The organism is Streptomyces sp. CA-288835, assembly GCF_050936385.1.
GTDB lineage: Bacteria > Actinomycetota > Actinomycetes > Streptomycetales > Streptomycetaceae > Streptomyces.
Genome location: NZ_JBNJMW010000001.1, coordinates 8,744,342 through 8,765,111, shown reverse-complemented (window position 1 = coordinate 8,765,111; position 20,770 = coordinate 8,744,342). Strand labels below are relative to the sequence as shown.

Annotated in this window: 19 protein-coding genes; 9 read left to right on the top strand and 10 right to left on the bottom strand. The window is 69.7% G+C overall.

Annotated elements, in window-relative coordinates:
• The first annotated feature begins 111 nt into the window (after positions 1–111).
• The gene (locus ACQEVY_RS39545; RefSeq protein ID WP_432954604.1) at positions 112–582 is read left to right on the top strand and encodes a Rieske (2Fe-2S) protein; all 471 of its coding nucleotides are present in this window, start codon (positions 112–114) and stop codon (positions 580–582) included.
• Here ACQEVY_RS39545 and ACQEVY_RS39540 read toward each other — a convergent pair.
• Positions 569–1,219, bottom strand: coding sequence for an isochorismatase family protein (locus ACQEVY_RS39540; RefSeq protein WP_432954603.1), 651 nt, complete (start codon positions 1,217–1,219; stop codon positions 569–571). The genes ACQEVY_RS39545 and ACQEVY_RS39540 overlap by 14 nt on opposite strands.
• A 134-nt stretch (positions 1,220–1,353) precedes the next feature.
• Between ACQEVY_RS39540 and ACQEVY_RS39535 the strand changes: the two genes are divergently transcribed.
• On the top strand, positions 1,354–1,821 hold the full coding sequence (locus tag ACQEVY_RS39535) for a pyridoxamine 5'-phosphate oxidase family protein (RefSeq protein WP_432954601.1): 468 nt from the start codon (positions 1,354–1,356) through the stop codon (positions 1,819–1,821).
• Positions 1,822–1,969: 148 nt separating this feature from the next.
• Here ACQEVY_RS39535 and ACQEVY_RS39530 read toward each other — a convergent pair whose 3' ends face one another.
• The gene (locus tag ACQEVY_RS39530) at positions 1,970–2,866 is read right to left on the bottom strand and encodes a LysR family transcriptional regulator (protein WP_432954600.1); all 897 of its coding nucleotides are present in this window, start codon (positions 2,864–2,866) and stop codon (positions 1,970–1,972) included.
• A 38-nt stretch (positions 2,867–2,904) separates the two neighbouring features.
• Between ACQEVY_RS39530 and ACQEVY_RS39525 the strand changes: the two genes are divergently transcribed.
• Positions 2,905–3,918: a DMT family transporter gene (locus ACQEVY_RS39525; protein ID WP_432954599.1), complete on the top strand. Its 1,014-nt coding sequence runs from the start codon at positions 2,905–2,907 to the stop codon at positions 3,916–3,918.
• 9 nt (positions 3,919–3,927) lie between these two features.
• Here the strand turns inward: ACQEVY_RS39525 and ACQEVY_RS39520 are convergent, their stop codons facing one another.
• Positions 3,928–5,259, bottom strand: coding sequence for an aminotransferase class I/II-fold pyridoxal phosphate-dependent enzyme (locus ACQEVY_RS39520; RefSeq protein ID WP_432954598.1), 1,332 nt, complete (start codon positions 5,257–5,259; stop codon positions 3,928–3,930).
• 99 nt (positions 5,260–5,358) lie between these two features.
• On the opposite strand from ACQEVY_RS39520, the gene ACQEVY_RS39515 reads away from it, so the two are divergent.
• Positions 5,359–6,033 carry a pyridoxamine 5'-phosphate oxidase family protein gene (locus tag ACQEVY_RS39515; RefSeq protein WP_432954596.1) on the top strand — a complete coding sequence of 225 codons (675 nt, stop codon included), beginning with the start codon at positions 5,359–5,361 and terminating at the stop codon, positions 6,031–6,033.
• On the opposite strand, the gene ACQEVY_RS39510 is transcribed toward ACQEVY_RS39515, so the two are convergent.
• The 3 genes from ACQEVY_RS39510 to ACQEVY_RS39500 all read right to left on the bottom strand — a co-directional run bounded on the left by ACQEVY_RS39510 (position 6,015) and on the right by ACQEVY_RS39500 (position 8,940).
• The gene (locus tag ACQEVY_RS39510; RefSeq protein WP_432954595.1) at positions 6,015–7,001 is read right to left on the bottom strand and encodes a DMT family transporter; all 987 of its coding nucleotides are present in this window, start codon (positions 6,999–7,001) and stop codon (positions 6,015–6,017) included. The genes ACQEVY_RS39515 and ACQEVY_RS39510 overlap by 19 nt on opposite strands.
• 215 nt (positions 7,002–7,216) lie before the next feature.
• Positions 7,217–8,227, bottom strand: a complete 1,011-nt coding sequence (locus ACQEVY_RS39505; protein ID WP_432954594.1) for an EamA family transporter — start codon at positions 8,225–8,227, stop codon at positions 7,217–7,219.
• Positions 8,228–8,400: 173 nt separating this feature from the next.
• Positions 8,401–8,940, bottom strand: coding sequence for a Clp protease N-terminal domain-containing protein (locus ACQEVY_RS39500; RefSeq protein ID WP_432954592.1), 540 nt, complete (start codon positions 8,938–8,940; stop codon positions 8,401–8,403).
• A 306-nt stretch (positions 8,941–9,246) separates the two neighbouring features.
• Between ACQEVY_RS39500 and ACQEVY_RS39495 the strand changes: the two genes are divergently transcribed.
• Entirely contained in the window at positions 9,247–9,678 is a 432-nt protein-coding gene (locus tag ACQEVY_RS39495) for a type II toxin-antitoxin system Rv0910 family toxin (protein ID WP_328773020.1), read from the top strand.
• A gap of 118 nt (positions 9,679–9,796) precedes the next feature.
• On the opposite strand, the gene ACQEVY_RS39490 is transcribed toward ACQEVY_RS39495, so the two are convergent.
• Entirely contained in the window at positions 9,797–10,420 is a 624-nt protein-coding gene (locus ACQEVY_RS39490; RefSeq protein WP_432954590.1) for a PadR family transcriptional regulator, read from the bottom strand.
• Positions 10,421–10,606: 186 nt separating this feature from the next.
• Here ACQEVY_RS39490 and ACQEVY_RS39485 point away from each other — a divergent pair, with 186 nt between their 5' ends.
• Positions 10,607–11,416 carry a PhzF family phenazine biosynthesis protein gene (locus ACQEVY_RS39485; RefSeq protein ID WP_432954588.1) on the top strand — a complete coding sequence of 270 codons (810 nt, stop codon included), beginning with the start codon at positions 10,607–10,609 and terminating at the stop codon, positions 11,414–11,416.
• Positions 11,417–11,464: 48 nt separating this feature from the next.
• On the opposite strand, the gene ACQEVY_RS39480 is transcribed toward ACQEVY_RS39485, so the two are convergent.
• Complete coding sequence (locus ACQEVY_RS39480; protein ID WP_432954586.1) at positions 11,465–12,265, bottom strand: CPBP family intramembrane glutamic endopeptidase; 801 nt, start codon at positions 12,263–12,265, stop codon at positions 11,465–11,467.
• 195 nt (positions 12,266–12,460) lie between these two features.
• Here ACQEVY_RS39480 and ACQEVY_RS39475 point away from each other — a divergent pair, with 195 nt between their 5' ends.
• Positions 12,461–14,230 carry a substrate-binding and VWA domain-containing protein gene (locus ACQEVY_RS39475; protein ID WP_432954584.1) on the top strand — a complete coding sequence of 590 codons (1,770 nt, stop codon included), beginning with the start codon at positions 12,461–12,463 and terminating at the stop codon, positions 14,228–14,230.
• 64 nt (positions 14,231–14,294) lie between these two features.
• Here the strand turns inward: ACQEVY_RS39475 and ACQEVY_RS39470 are convergent, their stop codons facing one another.
• On the bottom strand, positions 14,295–15,815 hold the full coding sequence (locus ACQEVY_RS39470; RefSeq protein WP_432954583.1) for a glutamate--cysteine ligase: 1,521 nt from the start codon (positions 15,813–15,815) through the stop codon (positions 14,295–14,297).
• A gap of 664 nt (positions 15,816–16,479) precedes the next feature.
• Between ACQEVY_RS39470 and ACQEVY_RS39465 the strand changes: the two genes are divergently transcribed.
• Both ACQEVY_RS39465 and ACQEVY_RS39460 read left to right on the top strand, forming a co-directional pair.
• Positions 16,480–17,079 (top strand): hypothetical protein, encoded by a 600-nt coding sequence (locus tag ACQEVY_RS39465; RefSeq protein WP_432954582.1) that lies wholly within the window; start codon positions 16,480–16,482, stop codon positions 17,077–17,079.
• A 357-nt stretch (positions 17,080–17,436) separates the two neighbouring features.
• Positions 17,437–17,643: a DUF5999 family protein gene (locus ACQEVY_RS39460; protein ID WP_432954580.1), complete on the top strand. Its 207-nt coding sequence runs from the start codon at positions 17,437–17,439 to the stop codon at positions 17,641–17,643.
• A gap of 147 nt (positions 17,644–17,790) precedes the next feature.
• Here ACQEVY_RS39460 and gcvP read toward each other — a convergent pair whose 3' ends face one another.
• On the bottom strand, positions 17,791–20,676 hold the full coding sequence (gene gcvP / locus ACQEVY_RS39455; protein WP_432954578.1) for an aminomethyl-transferring glycine dehydrogenase: 2,886 nt from the start codon (positions 20,674–20,676) through the stop codon (positions 17,791–17,793).
• Between the last annotated feature and the right edge of the window lie 94 nt (positions 20,677–20,770).

Genomic DNA, 20,770 nt, shown 5'->3' with positions numbered 1-20,770 from the left:
CTCAAGCACCTTATGAACGACCCTCGTGACGTGCGCGTACACCTTGATGTGGATCAGCGCACTCCGCGTTGGTCCGCAGCACATCTGTACATCTGTGGAAGGGACCGCCACATGTCCAGCGAATCACTTCAGTCCGCTCAACCCGCGCCGGCGATCTGTCGTCGCACCATCCTGGCGGCGCTCGGCGTGGCCGGCGCCACCGCCGCGTTGACCGCGTGCGGAGGCTCCGACGACAGTTCGTCCGGCTCCTCGGGCGCTTCCGAATCATCCAGTTCCGCCGGCTCGGGCGGCGGCGGCGAGGCCCTGGCCAAGACCAGTGAGATCCCGGAGGGCGGCGGCAAGGTGTTCGCCGACCAGAAGGTGGTCGTCACCCAGCCGACGGCCGGCGAGTTCAAGGCCTTCTCGACGGTATGCCCGCACCAGAACCAGCAGATCAACGCCGTCGACAAGGGCCTGATCACCTGCCCCGCGCACGGCAGTCAGTTCAGCGTCACGGACGGCAGTGTCGAGAAGGGGCCCGCGACCAGTGCGCTGACCACCGCGAACATCAAGGTCGAGGGAGACTCGATCATGCTCGCGTGATGGTGCGCGGCCTTTTGAAGCAGGCCAGCACCTCGTCCGTGGTGGTGATGGTGGCCACCAGGGCGAGCGTGTTACGGATCATCGCGGGGGTGTAGTCGGAGGGCACCCCCGCGATGGCGTCCCTGGGCACGACGGCGGTGTAGCCGCGGTTGACGGCGTCGAACACGGCGTTGGGTATGGCCACATTGGCCGAGACCCCGGTGACGATCAGCGTCCGGCAGCCCAGGTTGCGCAGCAGCGGGTCCACATCGGTGCCCGCGATCGGCGACAGCCCGTGCAGCCGCCGTACGACGAGATCCTCGTCCGCGACCTCGATGGGTGCCGCGACACGCACCGCCGTACTCCCCGACAACTGCTGCACCGGCAGCCGCTCGGCGGCCCGGAACAGCCGGGCATTGTGATTGGCGCCCCGCCCGTCCGGCCGACGCTCGGCGATCGCATGAATCACCTGCACCCCGCACTCGTGCCCCGCCGCGACCAGCTGGGCGATACGGGCCAGCACCCCCGACGCACGAGCCTCCTTGGCAAGTTCGGGCAACGCACTGTCCGGCCCGACGACCCCCTGCTGACACTCGACGGTCAGCAAGACCGTGCTCGCAGGGTCGAGAATCTCCCTGAGCTCTTCGTACGAAGGCATGACTCCCCCTGTCGCGGAACACGGACCGCGGAAAACGGCTGGCGCTGCGGTGGCGGGCGAGCGTAGCGACCATTGCGTGAGGGCGGAAGACACCGCATGATTTCCTGACGCCCAGTCAGAAACGAGGGATGCACGTGACCACCACGCAACGCCGGGGCCGCAAGATCATGATGACCCCCGAGGAACTGGACGAGTTCCTGAGAACCCAACGCACCTGCCGAGTAGCAACGGTCTCGGAGGACGGCGCCCCCCACCTGAGCGCCCTCTGGTTCGGCTGGGACGGCACGTCCCTCTGGCTCTACTCGATCACCCGCAGCAAACGCTGGGCCGACCTGCGCAGGGACCCCCGCATCGCCGTGGTCGTGGACGCAGGCGAGGAGTACGGCGAGCTACGAGGCGTAGAGCTCTCGGGCACAGTCGACTTCATAGGCGAGGCCCCACGCACAGGCGAACCATGCCCCGAACTGGACGAACCGGAGCGCCTGTTCGCCCAAAAGAACTTCGGCCTGGAAGAGATGCCCCACGACGGCAAACACGCATGGCTCCGCCTGACTCCGGGGTCAATCAAGTCCTGGGACTTCCGCAAACTGGCGGCGCTTTGATGAGAGACGGTTCCGGTAGCGCCCCGTTAAGGGGCGCGGGGAACTGCGCGACAAGCCACAACGAACCCGCACCCGACCCAAAACCCCCTTGGGGGGCCTGGGGGCACAGCCCCCAGTTCCGGGAAGGGGCGGGCTTGGGGAAAAAAACCTACGAACCCCCAGCGGAGCGCAACGCCTCAACGGCCGCCCGAACAGAAGGCCGCCGATCCCCATCGGCACGCCACACCGCATACACATGCCGAGTAACCCGCTGCCGAACCGGCACAGCACGCACCCCCTCCGGCACAACCCCCCGCCCAAGCCGAGGCGCAACACAAACCCCCAACCCCGCAGCGACGAGCGCCAGTTGCGTCTGATGCTCCTCGGCCCGATGCGCGACAACCGGCTCAATCCCCTTGGCCCGAAGCGTAAAGAACAGCCACTCGTGGCAGAACTCCCCCTCGGGCCAGGCAATCCATTCATCGCCGGCGAACTCCTCGAGATCCACCTCATCCCGCCCGGCAAGCGGATGCCCCGCGGGCATCGCCACATCCGCCGCATCCTCAAGAAGCGACGCTTTGACCAGCCCCTCCGGCACAGGCAACGGCTTGTTGTACCAGTCGAGCACAACGGCCATGTCGACATCCCCCCGGACGACCGCGAAGACGCCCTCTTCGGGCTCCAACTCCCGCGAGCGAACCCGTAGCCCAGGATGCTCAGCCCGCAACGCGGCAAGCGCAGCGGGAAACAGCCCGCGAGCAGCCGTAGGGAACCCGCTGAGCCGCAACTCCCCCACCACCTGGCCCCGCTGCGCCTCCAGATCGGACTGCGCAAGCTCGACCTGGGACAGAATCCGCGCGGCATGCTCGGCGAGCAGCCGCCCCGCGTCGGTGAGCCGCACCCCCCGCCCGTTCTTGACGACGAGCCGCTGCCCCACCTCCCGCTCCAGCTTGGACATCTGCTGGGACACGGCCGAGGTCGTGACATGCAGCCCTTCGGCCGCACGACTCACCGAACCGTGCCGGGCAAGGGCATCGAGGGTACGCAGGCGCTCCAGGTTCAACACCTAAGCAATGCTACGAGATACCGGCCAAAAAATCTCACTTGTGCTACGAGATCCCCAAGGCCATCGTGGACGACATGAGCGCCGCCACCTCAAGCCGCACCGGCACCCGCACCCGACCACCAGACATCCCCGCACCAACCCCCCGCCGCACCCTCGACTGGCGCCTCCGCTTCGCCTTCCTCTCCCTCATCTGGGGCTTCAGCTTCCTCCTGATCAAGGTCGGCACGGAAGGCTACGCACCCTTCCAAGTGACTCTGGGCCGACTGGTGTTCGGCACCCTGGTACTCGCGACCGCACTGGCCTGGAAGCGCGAGCGGCTGCCACGCGGGACGCGGACGTGGGGGCATCTGACGGTCACGGCGTTCTTCCTCAACGCCCTCCCCTTCTCCCTGTTCGCGTACGCCGAGCTGACGATCCCATCCACGCTCGCCGGCATCTGCAACGCGACCTCGCCCTTGTGGGGCATGGCCCTGTCGCTCGTCGCCCTCTCCGAGGACCGCCCCACCCGCCGCCGGGTCGCCGGTCTCGGCATCGGCTTCCTCGGCGTGCTCACGGTGCTCGGCGCCTGGCAGGGCTTCCAGGGCCTGGACGCCACGGGCACGGCGATGGCCCTCCTGGCCTCCCTCAGTTACCCGATCGGCTGGATCTACCTCAGACGCACCCTGGCCGGCTCCAGCCACTCGAACCTCTCGCTGACCGGCGCCCAACTCCTGCTCGCGACCGTCCAGTTGGCCGTGGTCACGCCGCTGTTCACCACTTTCCCGACCCGCTTCGCGGTCCTGCCCCTGCTCGCGATCGTCGCGCTCGGCGCGCTGGGCACGGGCGTCGCCATGCTCGTCCAGTACGGCCTGGTCGCCGAGGTCGGCCCGACGACGGCCCAGATGGTCACGTACTTCATCCCGGTCATCGCCACCGCCGCCGGCGTCGCGATCCTCGGCGAGTCGCTGACCTGGTCGACACCCGTGGGCGCGGCCATCGTGCTGGCGGGCGCGGCTCTCACGCAGTCCAGGCCCAAGGCACGTATGCAGTCCAGACCCAAGTCGCCTTCCTAGGCCGCGAGTTCAGCCGTAACGCCGCGCGGGCGCCGGGTCGATGGCGGAGGCGACCGCGTCCGCGAGCGGCCCGATGTCCTGCGGGGCGAGCGTCGAGACGGTGATCCGCAAGCCGGGCGGCGAGCTCACCCGGAAGCCGGCGCCCGGCGCGACGGCCCAGCCGGAGTGCAGCAGCCGTGCGACGGGGCCGGTCTCGTCCGGCACGGGCACCCACACGTTCATCCCGCTGCGCCCGTACGCCTCGATGCCGCGCTCCGCGAGCGCGCCGATCAGCGCGTCCCGCCGCCGCCCGTACGCGGCCGCCACCGCCCGTACATCCACCGCATCGCTCGCCCACAGCCGTACGACGGCCCGTTGCAGCAGATGGCTCACCCATCCCGGGCCGAGCCGTTGCCGCCCTTGGACACGGTCGGCGGTGACGGGATCACCGGTGAACACGGCGAGCCGCAGGTCGGGGCCGTATGCCTTGGCGACCGAGCGTACGAAGGCCCAGTGGTGGGTGACTCCGGCCAGCGGGTGCAGGGGCAGGTCGACGATGCGATGGCCGTGGTCGTCCTCGATGAGCAGGGTCTCGGGGTGCTCGCCGATCACAGAACGCAGGGCACGCGCGCGCGTGGCGCTCACGGCGGCGCCGGTCGGGTTCTGCGCGCGGTCGGTGACGATCAGCGCGCGGGCACCCGAGCGCAGCGCGCCCCGTACGTCGTCGGGCAGCGGCCCGTCGTCGTCGACGCCGACCGGGAGCGTACGCAGCCCGAGCGCCGGGGCCAGGTCGAGGACGCTGCGCCAGCCGGGGTCCTCGACGGCGACCGCGTCTCCGGGCCTGAGGTGGACGGCCAGTACGCGCTCGATGGCGTCGAGCGCTCCGGAGGTGACGGTGACGGGGCCGTCCGGCACCCCGTCCGCGTCCAGGTCCGCGCGCGCGAGGCGCGCCAACTCCGCGTCCACGGCGGCCTCTCCGTAGAGCACCGGCTCGCGGTCCGCGTGGGCCGCTGCCGCCGCGAACGCCTCGGTGAGTGCGGGCAACAGGGCGGGATCCGGGCTTCCGTCGGACAGGTTCCGCACCCCGGGCGGCACCTCCAGGCGGGAGAGCTCACGGGCCGTCGTGACCGGCTTGCGGCGTACGCGGCTGCCGCGCCGGCCCGCGGTCTCGATGACCCCACGCTCCCGCAGCGTGCGATACGCGGCCGCGACGGTATTGGGATTCACGCCCAGCTCTTCCGCCAACTCCCGCATGGGAGGCAGCAGTTGGCCGGGCTCAAGACCTCCCGCGCCCACCGCACGCTCGACGCTGGCCGCAATCTCGGCTGCACGTCTTCCTTCGATCCGATACTCTCCTAGCACAAAGCAGATTATGCACTAGTGCAATACGCGACGCAAGCGTTGCGCACCGAGCACGCGAGCGACCGAAGCAACGAACGACACGGAGAGCTGGAGACACCCATGACGCAGACGGCCCCGCGGCCCGCCGCCTACACCCCGACCGACCGCACCGTCCCCACCCGCTCCCGCGAGCGTGCCGCGTACGACCACGAGACCGTGCACTCGGTACTCGACGAGGGGTACGTCTGCCATCTGGGCTTCGTCCGCGACGGAGCACCGGTCGTGCTGCCTACGTTGTACGGCCGGATCGGTGAGCGTCTCTACGTGCACGGCTCGACGGGTTCGCGTCCGCTGCGGATGGCGGGCAAGGCCGAGCCGGGGCTTCCGGTCTGCCTCACGGTCACGCATGTCGACGGTCTGGTGCTGGCCCGTTCGGCCTTCCACCACTCGCTCAACTACCGCTCCGTGGTGGTACACGGGATCGCCCACCAGGTGACGGACCCCGACGAGAAGCGCACGGCCCTCGACGCCCTCGTCGACCAGGTGGTCTCGGGCCGCTCGCAGGACTCCCGGCCCGCCAACGCCAAGGAGTTGGCTGCCACGTCCGTACTCCGACTCGACCTCGACGAGGTCTCCGCCAAGCTCCGCACGGGCGGCCCCAACGACGACCCCGAGGACCTGGACCTGCCGCACTGGTCCGGAGTGGTGCCGCTCCGCAAGGAATACGGCACCCCCGTACCGGCCGACGACCTGACCCCCGGCGTCGAACTGCCCGATTACTTGACGACGCTCTGAGGCTCCTCCTCAGGCGTCTCGGACACTTCCTGCGTGCGCTCCGCACCCCCTCGCGCCTCCGCCACCGCCAGCCCCGCGACCGACCCGAGCATCAGCAACGTACCCACGAGCGTCGCCGCGGTGAGCCGCTCGCCGAGCAGCCCCACGGCCAGTACCGCCGCGCTCACCGGCTCCAGGAGCATGATCACGGAGACGGTGGCCGAGCGGACGACGGCGGCCCCCGCGAAGTACAGGGCGTATGCGAGGGCGGTCGGGATAGCGGCGATGTACGTCAACAGAGCCACCACCTGGGCGAGTTCGGCGGTGCGCGGCACCAGGCCCTCGGCGAGGCCGAAGGGCAGCAGGCACAGCGTCGTGACGGCGAACGCGCCCAGGGTGGTGGAGGACGCGTCGGCCCCGCCGTCGCGCCCCCACCACCGGGTCAGCAGCGTCATCACGGAGTACCCGGCGGCGGACACGAGCGCGAGAGTGACACCCCAGGGCCGCACCGTCGCACCCTCGCCGCCCAGCACCAGCACCGCGAGCCCGGCGAGCGCCCCGATGACGGCGGCGGTCCCGCCCCGCCCGAGCCGCTCGCCCATGGTCAGCCGCGCCCCGAGCGCGATGAGCACGGGACCGGCGCCGAGGGTGACGACGGTGGCCACGGCGAGCCCGGTCGCCTCGACGGCTGCGAAGTACGCGGTCTGGAAGACGGCAAGGCCGAGCCCGGTGATCCCGATTCGCAACAGGGTCGTACGAGGACGAAGGCGCGGCCGTTCGGTGCGGCGCGGCCGGGGCCGCAGCAGCCGGGCGGCGAGGAGCAGCAGGAGTCCGCCCGCACAGCGCCAGAACGACAGGGCGATGGGGCCCATGTCGCTTGCCCGGTAGACGAGTGAGGCGGCCGCGCCCGCGGTGCCCCAGGCGGCGCCGGCGACGGTCAGATAGAGGAGGCCTCGCCCGATGGGCAGGCCGGAAGCAGCATTCGACACGTGTTCTCTCCGCAGATACGCAGTTCGGAAAGGACCACGTCACGCGGGCAGCTCAGTGGGGAGCTCGGCGGCGCGTGGAAGGTCCTCGGACTCGTCTGCGGGCAGCACCGTTCCGCCCGGCCGTCGGCCGGGCGTGGATTCCGGAGGGCCCGCCTCAGGCGGCCGGGGGAGGAAGAACGAGTGCGTCTGATGCGTCCGAATGCATGATCGGCAGCCTAGGAGGCGCTGCCCCGCGCCGACAACTCCTTTTCGGTGTCGCCTCCGCCGCTGATCACCGGCCCGTCCGATGCCTTGGCGGGCGTCGACGACTGCGCGATGAACGCGCCGAGCAGCACCACCGCGCCACCCACGAGCTGCGGCGCCGACAGGTGCTCGCCGAGCAGGATCCAGGCGAGGACGGTCGCGATGACCGCTTCGAGGCAGGCCACGACGCCCGCGACCTGCGGGGAGAGCCGGCGCACGGCCAGCACACCGGTGACGTACGCGAGAACGGTGGCGATGAGGACGATCCAGGCCAGCAGATATCCGGCGGCGACCGTCGTGCCGTTCATGTTCGCGCCGCCGCCGAGGACCGACCAGTCCATGCCCCAGGGGCGTGCGACGAGCGTCAGCACGATCGCGCCGATGAGCAGGCCGTACGCGATGACACCGAGCGGGTCAGGGGCCTGATCACCCGCGTCGCCGCCCTGGTCGGACAGAACGAAGTAGCCGACCTGGCAGCAGGCCGCGCCGAGCGCCAGCAACAGTCCGAGGAGGTCGAAGCTCAGCCCCGCCCACACCTCGACGACGCAGGCGAGCCCGCCGACGGCCAGAACGACTCCGAGCGCGGCGGCACGCGTCACCGGCCGCCGCTGCACGAACCGCACCCAGCCGAGAACCAGCGCCGGCGCGAGGTACTCGACGAGCAGCGCGACGCCGACGGGGATACGGGAGATCGCCGCGAAGTAGCAGGCCTGGACACCGGCCACGGCGAGCAGCCCGAACCCGGCGAGCAGCGCGGGGCGCGTGCGCAGCAGCCCCCGGTGGCGTACGGCGAGCGGCAGCATCACGATGGCGGCACCCGCGACGCGCAGCCACACCACGTGGAGCGGGTCGAGGCCCGCGTCGATCAAGGGCTTGGCCGCGACGCCGGAACCCCCGAAGGCGACCGCCGACACGAGCGCGAGGCTCAGGCCGACGCCTCTTCTCCGGGTGCCGTGACTGCTCTCAGACGTACGCATCGGCACATGATGACAGGCGATGACAGGAGCGTCATCCCCACTGACACCTGTCTCGACGGCTGGACGCACACGACTGCGGACGTACCCCCGGAAACCGCCGCAGGGCATCCCTCGAGCACCGACCGCGGCCACTCAGGAGAACGTCAGGGAACCTCAAGGAACCTCAATACGTAGCGACGCTACGGGCTCGTCTCGACGCCCGGCCCCACCGCCGCGTCGAGACGGGCCCGTAGCGTCGCTACGTCGATGCCCGCCCGTCCCAGCACCTCAACAGCGCGGGACTCGGGATCGGCGACGATGGCCGCGAGCAGATCGATCCCGTCCGCCGGATCGCCGCCACGCCGCGCGGCGAGCGCGCACGCATGCTCCATGGCACCGGCCGCCACCGGGGACCAGCCGTCCTCCCGTACGGTCGGCACGGCACCGGAGTCCTCCACGCCGGTCTGCCAGCGCAGCCCGTAGCCGATGCTGCGCTGTACGAGATAGCCGAGCAGCCGCGCGATCCGAGGCCCGTCGTCGACGACCGCACGCACCTCGGGATCGGACTCCAGGAGCGTATGCAGCAGATGAGCCGTGTCGATCTGCCGGTCCCCGTCCCGCAGCGCCCTTCTGCGCGCACCGGCGACCACCGCCGCCAGCTCCTTACTGAGCCCGGCCTCGATGTCCATGCGGTTCAGGCCATGATCGGCGGCCTGTTGCCGGGGAATACGGGGTTGCACACCCCTTACCCCATCAGTCCCGTCGAGCCGAGTCATCCTCGCCGGGAAGCATTTTCGCGTCCGACACAGGTTGGGCGGGCGTAGGCGGATTCTCCTCCTTACGGATGACATCACGCCCTTGTCCCTGACGGAGCGCGCGCCGTCTTGCCTCGCACCCCACGCGCGACCACCCTGCCCCGGCGCACATCCGCCGGGTCTTCGGATTTCCTGACGGTTCATCAGTATTGAATGTTGCGGGCCCTGCGGCTACGTTCCGCGACACCGTAGCTGCGCCCTGCGCAGCGCCTGACACGAAGGGGTGGTCGCATGGCCGAAGTCAGCGCGGAAGCACGGATCGAGGCGCCCGCCGAGAAGGTCTGGGCGCAGCTCACGGACTTCTCCTCCTACAAGGAGTGGAACTCCACGCACACCAGCTTCCCCAAGGGCGGCCCTCAGGTCCTCGAAGTCGGCGGCACCTTTGAGGAGCACATGAAGCTGATGAGTTTCCCCGCTGAAGTCAACTGGACCATCGAGCAGTTGGAGCCCGCCCGTACGCTGGCGATCCGCGGCAAGGGACCGATGTCCGTGACCGTCGCCACGCGCTACACGCTCACACCGGACGGCGAGGCCGCCACCAAGGTCCGTATCGACGGGGAGTTCACCGGCGCCGCCGTCTCACTGATGGCGGGCAAGCTCAAGGACTCGGCCACGGCCGCCCTCAATGAATCGCTGCGCAAACTGGGCGGGTTGGTCACCTAGAGCCACGCCACAACCGGCTCGGTCGCCGCCAACACATGCCGAAGGGGGTACTTCGCCGGCGAAGTACCCCCTCTACACGCCATCGGACATCGGACCGTGATCATCGGTCCTCATCCCGTCAGTCCTCGTCGGCGAGGATCAGATACAGCTTCTTCCGGGCGTCGTTGATGACGGAGAGCGCCTTCTCGCGCTGCTCCTTGCTGCCGGTCTTCCAGACCTGGCCGAACGCCTCCATCAGGCCGAAACCGGCCTGCCGGATGTCGCTCAGCGCCTCCCAGTCGACCCCGCGCCCTGCTTCTTCCCAGGGCGCCTCGGGACCCTCGTCGGCCGCGGTGCGGCCGGCCTCGGTGAGCGAGAACAGCTTCTTGCCGCCCTCGGTCGCGCTGGTGATCAGGCCTTCGTCCTCCAGCAGTTGGAGGGTGGGGTACACCGAGCCGGGGCTGGGCTTCCATGCCCCGCCGCTTCGCTCGGCGATCTCCTGGATCATCTCGTAACCGTGCATGGGCCGGTCCTTGAGCAGAGCCAGGATCGACGCGCGTACGTCGCCGCGCCGCGCCCTGCCTCGCGGTCCACCCCGTCCGCCGCGGCCACCCCAGGGCCCCGGGCCGAAGCCCGGCCCAAAGGGACCGAAGGCGGAACGGAACCCTTCGAAACCTCCCCGGCCATGCGGGCCGGGTCCACCGTGTCCACGTCCGGGACCAGGCCCGAAGCCCGGTCCGAATTCCTCTCCATGGGAACGCATCGCCATCACTCCATTCCATCGTTGATCGATCGCGATGCGTCAACGATATATCGGAATAGCTCGCCTGACAAGCCCCGCCCGGCACCGATCACGTCCACACCCCGCCACAGAAAGAGCCAGTTTCCGGTCCACTCACCCCGAATTGGCCTTGGCCTGCGGCTTCGATCCGCGCTTAGCGTCGGCGTCATGCGGATTCGAATCGTCGACGCCTTCACCGACCGCCCCTTCGCCGGCAACCCGGCCGGGGTCCTCCTCCTCAACGCCTTCCCCGACGACGCCTGGCTCCAGAACGTGGCCCTGGAGGTCAACCACGCGGAGACGGCCTTCGCCCACCCCCTCCCCGAGGGCGGCGAGGCCGACTGGGCGCTGCGCTGGTTCACGCCCGTCACCGAGGTCGCGATGTGCGGCCACGCGACCCTCGCCACCGCCCACGTGCTGGCCACCACGGATGCCGCCGAGGGGCCCGTACGGTTCGCGACCAGGAGCGGCGTACTCATCGCCACCACGAACGACGACGGGTCCATCACGCTGGACTTCCCGACCGCGCCACTCACTCAGGTCGAGGTCCCGGCGCGCCTGGCCGAGGCCCTGGGCGCCGAGCCGCTCAGCGCCCACGACACGGGGCCGAACGTCGGCGACCTCCTTGTCGAACTGGCCGACGAGAAGACCGTCCTGGGCCTCGCCCCCGACCACAAGGCCCTCGCCCGGCACTCCGAGCGCGGCATCATCGCCACCGCCCGTGCCGAAGACCCGTCACAGGGCCATGACTTCGTCTCGCGCTGCTTCTTCCCGAGGATGGGCATCGACGAGGACCCGGTCACCGGCAGCGCCCATACGGCACTCGCCCCCTACTGGTCCGAGCGCCTCGGCCGCCCCGACCTCACCGGCCTCCAGGCATCCCCGCGCTCGGGCCTGGTCCGCACCCGCCTCAACGGCGACCGCACCCTGCTCACGGGGCGCGCGGTCACCGTCATCGAGGGCGAACTCCACGCGTGAACAGCGCAGAAGGGGCGTACGAGATCCCGTACGCCCCTTCACATCGACTCAAGCGGTGGGCAGCCACCCCACCTTGCCCGCCAGCAGCGCGTACCCCACGAATGCCCCGATGTCGAGCAGGGAGTGGGCGACCACCAGCGGTCCGACGCGGCCCCAGCGGCGGTACAGGTAGACGAAGACGACGCCCATCACCATGTTTCCGATGAACCCGCCGATGCCCTGGTAGAGGTGATACGAGCCGCGCAGTACGGAGCTGGCCATCAGCGCGGCTACCGGCGTCCACCCCAACTGGTCGAGCCGGCGCAGCAAATAGCCGACGACGATGACCTCTTCGAGGACGGAATTCTGCACCGCGGAGAGGATCAGCACCGGGTACTTCCACCACACATCGGGCAGCGATTCCGGCACCACGGTGAGGTTGAAACCGAGGCTGCGGGACGCCAGGTAGAAGGCGATGCCCGTGCTGCCTATAACCGCGGCGATCGCCGCGCCACGGCCGAGATCAGGCCACGGACGGCTCCGGTCGAAGCCGATGGTGCGCAGCCCCGCCCCCTCGCGGAGCAACAGGTGCGCGACGAGCAGGACCGGCACCAGCGCCGACGCGATCCCGAACAACTGCCAGGCCAGATCAAGCCAGGGACGCCCCGGTGCCGCCGAGGCGTTCAGATTGGCCGCCTGATCCTTCAGGCCGCCGGGTTTCGTCACCGACCCGACAAAGCTGATCAGCGCGGAAACCCCGCTCGCACCGAGTGACACCCCGAGCACGAGCAGCGTCTCGTCGCGGAAAATTCGCCGCGTCGGCCGCTCCGCTGGAAAAGAATCGGCCACCGACCCCGCCTCCGCCTGCACACGTGCCTCCAGTTGTGTAATCCCGTCCCATGCCCATCCTGGCCCCGCTAAGGTCTCGAAAGAAGTTACGAAGATCGTGCGCGAGGCCGTCGATGGACGGACGCCGTACGGGGCGTACCTCCCTTTCAAGCCACGTGAAACGGCCGCCGTACGGCTCACGGCTCACGCAGGTCGAGCAAGGGAGGGCACCACCGCATGGGACGTCACAGCTTGCCCGACCGGCCCGGGAGGAGGACAACCGCCCCCCGTCCACGCACCCGACGCCGCAAGGTGGCCATCGCGGCGGTGCTCGTTCTCTCCGTCGCCGCGGGCACGGTTGCGGCGATCGAAGGCGGGCTGCTGTCCTTCCGGCCGACCTGCCAGGACAGCGCGGTGCGCCTCAGGGTCGCGGCGGCCCCGGACATCGCCCCCGCCCTCAAGTCCGCGGCCGACTATGTCCACGCCAAGGACGTGACCTCCGACGGCCACTGCATGGACATCGAGGTCACGGCCCAAGAGACGTACGAGATCGTGGACGCCCTGCGGTCGAAGGACACGAGCGGCACCGACTTCGAGATATGGGTGCCCGACTCGAGCCTGTGGGTCGACCAGATCACGGCGGACACGAAGGCGACCCTGGTGACACAGTCGGGCTTCGTCGCGTCGTCGCCGGTCGGCATCGCGATGGTCCCGTCGGCCGCGAAGACGCTGGGCTGGCCGGAGAAGACGTACACCTGGACCGAGCTGACCGGCGCGGCCCTGCAGGACGACTCGCTCAGACTCGGGGCGGGCGACCCGGCGCGCAGCGCCACGGGCCTGCTCGCCCTGACCCGGCTGACCAGCGCCGCCGGACAGACCACGGACGGCGGCACCCAGGCGGCCGCCCTGGCCCAGGCGCTCTCGCAGCGCACCGCCGAGAGCGACAGCCAGCTCCTGGAAACCCTGCCGCGCGACCTGTCCGGCACCGAACAGGGAAACCCGAAGCGCAACCAGGCCCTGATCCTCTCCGAGCAGGCGGCGTTCGCGTACAACACGGAGGCGGACGGCGGCGACGACCTCCAGTTGTTCTATCCCGAGGACGGATCGCCGCACCTCGACTACCCGTTCACGCTGGTCGACGAGACCAGGCTGACCACGGACGAGAGCCGTGCCGCGCTGCGTTTCATGACGCTGCTCGGCGAGCCCGAGGGACGCCGGATCCTGGAGAAGCACGGTTTCCGTACGGACGACGACGAGACCCCGGACGCCCTGGTTACCCGTGCGGGAGGGCGGGCCCCGCAGCCGTATGCCGAGACGGCGGCCCAGCCGGCCTCGGCGAGGGAGGTCCAGGAAGCCCTCGGGATGTGGACGATCACGGTGCAGAGCGCCCGGCTCACCACGGTCGTCGACGCCTCCGCGTCCATGGCGAACCCCGTTCCGGGCACCGACCGCTCCCGGATGGACGTGACGAAGGCGTCCCTGCTGCAGGCTCTGGCCACCTTCTCGCCGGAGGACGAGATCGGCCTCTGGGAGTTCTCCACGAAGCTCGACGGCGAGCGCGACTACCGCGTCCTCGTCCCGACCGAGCGGCTCGGCGACCGTGCCGGCGACGGCACCCAGCGCGCCCGGCTGTCCGCGGCCTTCAGCGACCTGGAGCCGGTGCCGGACGGCTCCACCGGCCTGTACGACACCACGCTCGCCGCCTACAAGGAGGCCATCGCCTCGTACGGCAAAGGCAAGTTCAACGCGCTGGTGATCCTCACCGACGGGGTGAACGAGGACCCGGGCAGCATCTCGCGCTCCGAGCTCATCTCCGAGCTCCAGAGGCTCACCGACCCTGAGCGCCCCGTGCCTCTGATCGCGATCGCCGTGGGCCCGGACGCCGACAAGGACGAGGCCGACCAGATCGCGAAGGCGACGGGCGGTTCGGGCCACCTGGTCACCGACCCGTCCGAGATCCACTCGGTGATCCTCAAGGCCATCGTGCTGGCGGGCAGCCGGAGTTGACCGCCTCAGCGGGATCGCGGGCTTGCCAAGCGGTTCCGCCGACTCGCGAAGCCGGATCGCGGCCTCACCCCAGCGGGACCGCCGGCTCCGGCAGCCCCACCGGCCAGGTGTGCACCGGCTCACCGAGGTGCATCAGCTCGCAATAACGTTTCGTCATGGCCGCCAGCGCCGCCTCCCGGCTCATGCCGGTCTCCAGCGCCCGGTGGAACGTACTGGCCTGCCAGGACGCCCCGTTCACCCGACGTCTGCACCTCTCCTCGATCACCCCGAGGCAGAGGTCCCGGTCGGCCGGCTCGACACCCCACGCGTCCAGGCCCGCCTCCGCGAGCGGCAGCAACTCGTCCAGCACCAGCTGCACCGCGGGCACCCGCGTCGTCCCGCCGTAACGGCCGCGCCTCGGCCACTGCAGGTGTGCGTCGATGCCGTACCGGCACGCGTGGTCGAAGTTGGACGCGGCGGCCTCGAAGGGCAGCCGCGTCCACACGGGCCGGGCTTCCTCGGCGAGGGCGCGTATGAGCCCGTAGTAGAAGGCCGTGTTGGCGATGACGTCGGTGACGGTGGGACCGGCGGGCAGGACACGGTTCTCGACGCGCAGATGCGGGACGCCGTCGTCGATGCCGTACACCGGGCGGTTCCAGCGGTAGATGGTGCCGTTGTGCAGCACGAGTTCGCCGAGCCGGGGTATGCCGCCGTCGTCCAGGACCTGCTGCGGATCCTCGTCGTCGCAGATCGGCAGCAGCGCCGGGAAGTAGCGCAGGTTCTCCTCGAAGAGGTCGTACGCCGACGAGATCCACCGCTCCCCGAACCAGGTGCGCGGACGGACGCCCTGGGCCTGCAACTCGGGCGGACGGGTGTCGGTGGACTGCTGGAACAGCGGCGGCCGGGACTCGCGCCACAGCTCCCGGCCGAACAGGAACGGGGAGTTGGCGCCGACCGCGACCTGCACGGCGGCGATCGACTGCGCCGCGTTCCACACGTCGGCGAAACGGCCGGGCGTGACCTGGAGGTGCAGCTGCACGGAGGTGCAGGCGGCTTCGGGGGCTATGGACGCGGACGTACAGCTGAGCCGCTCGACGCCGTCGATGTCGAGTGTGAAGTCCTCGCCGCGGGCGGCCACGATCTGATCGTTGAGCAGGGTGTAGCGGTCCACGTCGGAGAGATTCGCGGAGACCAGATCGTCGCGGGCGAGCGTGGGCAGAATGCCGATCATCACGACGCCCGCGTCGACCTCGTTCGCTTTGCGATGGGCATATGCGAGCGAGGTGCGCAACTCCTCCGCGAGGCGGTCGAATACGCGGCCTCCCAATCTATGTGGGGCAATGTTGACTTCCAGATTGAACATGGCGAGTTCTGTTTGGAAATCACGGCTGGCTATACGTTCAAGTACTTGAGCGTTCATCATGCGCGGCATACCGTCCGGTCCCGCGAGATTGAGCTCGATCTCCAGGCCCATGAGGTTCTTCGGGCGGTCGAACCGCTCCTGAGCCAACAGCCGCTCGAGCCCCGTCAGGCACTGCCGGAGCTTGCCGCGGTAGCGCTGCCGATCGGACAGTCCGAACGACGCTGCCTCGACCTTCTCCCCCATCGAAGCGTCCCTCCTCGACTGGGCAGCCCGACGAACCGGCCGCTGAGGTGTCCCGGGTCACGGGGGATGATGCCCAGGCAATGCGATCGATAACGTCCTGGACAGGCCTGTCGGCCGCTACCCTGAGCGCAGGATCTCCGGGCACATTCACGCGGCATGAGGCAGAACACGGTTTTCAGCCGGGCGATGGCCACTTCTTCGGCGCGTTGCGTTCTCGTGAAAAACGCCGACGACATTTGGCCGACCGTTTCGGTGAGGTATCCCGAGGTCGTCGCCTGGCATCCATGGAGAATCGGGAGGAAAGGCACTTATCGACGACCGAATTGTGCCTGGCCCTTAATCTGCGCAACGGCTAGACGAAACACTGCCAGAACGTGCGTCGTATAAACTTCTCGAACGAGGCAGAGAGTCGGCGCTCGTGGTCGCCGGACCTGTCGTCACAGTGACGCCATTCACCTAGTGGTGAACCGCGCAGCGTCTGATGTGTGCGATCGCAAAGCGATAGCAGAGCCTCATTGCGAGCGTACGCGCCAGACGCCGCGCGACAGGCGCCGCGGTGATCCCACAGGCCGGGAACCCCCGCCCCTCTGCCCACGAGTGCTGACAGCGTCGTCCGCCCCCGTCCTCGCGCCATCTGTGCCTGTCGAATGAGAGGCGACCCACCATGCCGCTGCATGTCCCTCCGGCTCCCGCGCCCGCTGTACGTAGCGTCCTCACAGCCCTCGGTTCCCCCACCGCCGTCCGCGAGGCGCCCACCCCGTCCCTGCGCAACGCCCAGGGTCCCGCAACCACCGACCTGCCGCTGCCCGTCCACGTGCTCGACCGGATCACCCCGGAGGGCGCCTCGGCCACCCGTCTCGCCGGGTGGCGCTTCCTCATCCGCTGCGGCGGGTCCGCCGTGGCGGCCGCCGAGACCAGGCTGACCCCTGACGGCTGGGCCTTCTCCCACTTCTTCGAGGGTCCGTACGTCGCGGCCACCGAGCATGCGCTGCGCCAGGCCGAGTCCATGACGCAGTCGCAGTCGTACCAGGCCCGCCTGCTGTCCGTACCCGAGCTCTACATGCTCACGCTCTGGCTGCACGGCGACTGCACCGCGGACGGCGCCGAAGGTCACCCCGCCGCCACCGATCTCCTGGTGCCCCTGGCGCCCGCGCCGCCCGGCATCGCAGCACATCGCCCACACCGCGTGGCCGAACTGCTGCCCGTCCTCACCAACCGGCTCACCCCCGCCGCCACTCCCCCGCTGCTCGGCTCACCCGCCTGAGCGCACCCGGCTTCCGTGCCCCGCGGCCCCACTCGGGTCGCGGGGCACACTGCTGCGCGCAGTGATGTACTGGCGACGCAGCGCAGACCCGGCCCATTCTGACTAGACCTATCCGACCATTGAGAACCACCCGAACGGGCAGCCCGGTTGGAATGAACCATCCGCACGAGTGGTGCGTCTTCAACCTGTGAGGAGCGTCACCGCGAAATCCCTGCGGGCTGACGTTTATAGGGCAACACTGGGTTCCGTACCGACTGACAACGGGGGGCGGCCATGAACACCACGTCTAGCCGCAGCACAGACAACAAGACGATCACCGATCTCACTGCCGAGACTACCCAGCGAAAGATCCCATCAATGTGCCAGCACAAGCCACCGTGTCCGACAGCCGACTCCGCCGACCGGGAAGCAGCGCTCCTCGTGGCGCACCACCCGGAGCAGGGATGGAGCCTGCTGTGCAACGGCGTCCTGCTCTTCGAGGACACCGGTGAGCTCCTGCCGGACGGGCGGATCATCGACCCTCACCGACCGGTGATCAGCGCGCAGGTGATGACCGCCGCCTGAGCCGCGCGGCCCACCGCGGGCGACGCCAGCACGCTGCTCAGCCATATTGCTCAAAAAGTTCGGACATACGAGGGGCCGGCCCGGGAGCTCCCGGATCCGGCCCCGACGCGTGTCCGCACCCGATCACACGTCTACTCGTCTGCTCGCCTACTCGTCGTAAGCGTCCAGCGGCGGGCAGGAGCAGACCAGGTTCCGGTCGCCGTACGCCTGGTCGATCCGCCGCACCGGCGGCCAGTACTTGTCCGCGGCCGACACTCCGGCCGGGAAGACGGCCTCCTCGCGGCCGTACGCGTGCTCCCACGTGCCGCCGAGCACGGCCGCCGTGTGGGGGGCGTTCCGCAGCGGGTTGTCGTCCGCCGGCCACTCCCCCGAGCCGACCCGCTCGATCTCCGCACGAATCGCGATCATCGCCTCACAGAACCGGTCGAGTTCGGCCAGATCTTCGCTCTCGGTTGGCTCGATCATCAGCGTCCCGGCCACCGGGAACGACATGGTCGGCGCGTGGAACCCGTAGTCGATCAGTCGCTTGGCGATGTCGTCGACGCTCACGCCGGTCGCGTTGGTCAGCGGCCGCAGATCGATGATGCACTCGTGCGCCACCAGCCCGCCGGGACCGGTGTAGAGCACGGGGTAGTGCGGTTCCAGCCGCTTGGCCACGTAGTTCGCGCTCAGCACGGCGACCTGCGTGGCCCGCTTGAGTCCCTCGCCGCCCATGAGGCGTACGTACGCCCAGGAGATCGGCAGAATCCCAGCGGAACCCCAGGGAGCGGCCGAGATCGGGCCGACGCCCGTCTCGGGGCCCGCGGCGGGCTGCAGGGGGTGATTCGGCAGATACGGCGCGAGATGCGCGCGTACACCGACCGGGCCGACGCCCGGACCGCCGCCGCCGTGCGGGATGCAGAACGTCTTGTGCAGGTTGAGGTGCGAGACGTCACCGCCGAAGCGGCCCGGCTTGGCGAGGCCCACCAGCGCGTTCAGGTTGGCGCCGTCCACATACACCTGGCCGCCCGCGTCATGCACCTGCGCGCAGATGTCGGCGACATGCTCCTCGAAGACGCCGTGCGTCGAGGGGTACGTGATCATCAGCACCGCCAGCTCGTCGCGGTGCTGCTCGATCTTGGCGCGCAGGTCCTCGACGTCGATCTCGCCGTCGTCGGCGGTGGCCACGACGACGACCTTCATGCCGGCCATGACGGCGCTCGCCGCGTTCGTGCCGTGCGCGGAGGACGGGATGAGGCAGACGGTGCGCTGCTCGTCGCCGTTCGCGCGGTGGTAGCCGCGTACGGCGAGCAGGCCGGCCAGCTCGCCCTGCGAACCGGCGTTGGGCTGGAGCGACACCTTGTCGTAGCCCGTGACCTCGGCGAGCTGCTCCTCCAGCTCACGGATGAGCGTGAGGTAGCCCTGCGCCTGCTCGGCGGGCGCGAAGGGGTGCAGCTGCCCGAACTCCGGCCAGGTGACCGGCTCCATCTCAGTGGTGCCGTTGAGCTTCATGGTGCAGGAGCCGAGCGGGATCATGCCGCGGTCGAGCGCGTAGTCACGGTCGGCGAGGCGCCGCAGATAGCGCAGCATCGCGGTCTCGGAGCGGTGCTGGTGGAACACCGGGTGCGTGAGGTACTCGTCGGTGCGCAGCAGCGCGGCGGGCAGCGTGTCCTCGGCGGAGGCGTCCAGGGCCTCGATGTCACCCTCAACACCGAACGCGGTCCAGACGGCGCCCAGCTGGGTCCGCGTGGTGGTCTCGTCGCAGGCGATGGACAGCTGGTCGGCGTCGACGAGGCGCAGGTTGACCCCGCCCTCGCGCGCCGCCGCGACGATCTCGGCGGCCCTGCCCGGCACCCGGACGGTGAGCGTGTCGAAGTACGCCGCGTGGACGACCTCGACTCCGCCCGCCTTCAGACCGGCGGCGAGGATCGTGGCGTACCGGTGAGTGCGCTGCGCGATCGACCTGAGGCCCTGCGGGCCGTGGTAGACGGCGTACATCCCGGCCATCACGGCGAGCAGAACCTGAGCCGTACAGATGTTGCTGGTCGCCTTCTGCCGGCGGATGTGCTGCTCCCGCGTCTGCAGGGCCAGCCGGTACGCGGTGTCGCCGTCCGCGTCCAGTGAGACCCCGACGAGACGGCCCGGCAGGTTGCGGGCGAACTTCTCGCGCACCGCCATGTATCCGGCATGAGGCCCGCCGAAGCCCATTGGCACGCCGAAGCGCTGCGTCGTACCGACCGCGATGTCCGCGCCGAGCTCGCCCGGCGAGGTGAGCAGCGTCAACGCCAGCAGATCGGCGGCGACGGTCACGATCGCGCCCAGGTCATGCGCCTGCTCGATGACGGGCTTGATGTCCCGTACGGCACCGGAGGCGCCCGGGTACTGGATGAGCACGCCGGTCACACCGCGCTCGGCGACCTCGGCAGGAATGCCCTCAGCGAGATCCGCGACGACGACCTCGACGCCGATCGGCTCGGCGCGCGTCTCGATGACGGCGATGGTCTGCGGCAGCGCGTCGGCGTCGACGAGGAAGACGCCGTTCTTGACCTTGCCCACGCGCCGTGACAGCGCCATGGCCTCGGCGGCGGCGGTGCCCTCGTCGAGCAGCGAGGCACCCGACGTCGGCAGGCCCGTGAGGTCGGCGACCATGGTCTGGAAGTTCAGCAGCGCCTCAAGGCGGCCCTGCGAGATCTCCGGCTGGTACGGGGTGTACGCGGTGTACCAGGCCGGGTTCTCCATGACGTTGCGCAGGATCACCGGCGGCGTGAACGTGCCGTAGTAGCCGAGCCCGATCATCGAGTCGAGGACTTCGTTACGGTCCGCGAGGGAGCGCAGCTCGGCGAGAACCTCGGCCTCGGAACGCGCGGCCGGCAGCCCGAGCGCCTCGGCGTCCTTGATCACATCCGGCACCGCGGCGGCCGTCAGCTCCTCGAGCGAGCCGTACCCCACCTGCGCGAGCATCTTGGCCCGGGCCTCGGTGTCGGGCCCTATGTGGCGCTGCTCGAAGGGGATTCCCCGTTCGAGCTCGGAAAGCGGAATGCGATGGGCGGTCATGTACGGAGGCCTCCTGGTCTGAAACGACCTTCGAGGGCACCACGGAGCGGGTGCCCGGACGGCCTCCCCCTCTGTCATCTCAACCTGAGAGCTT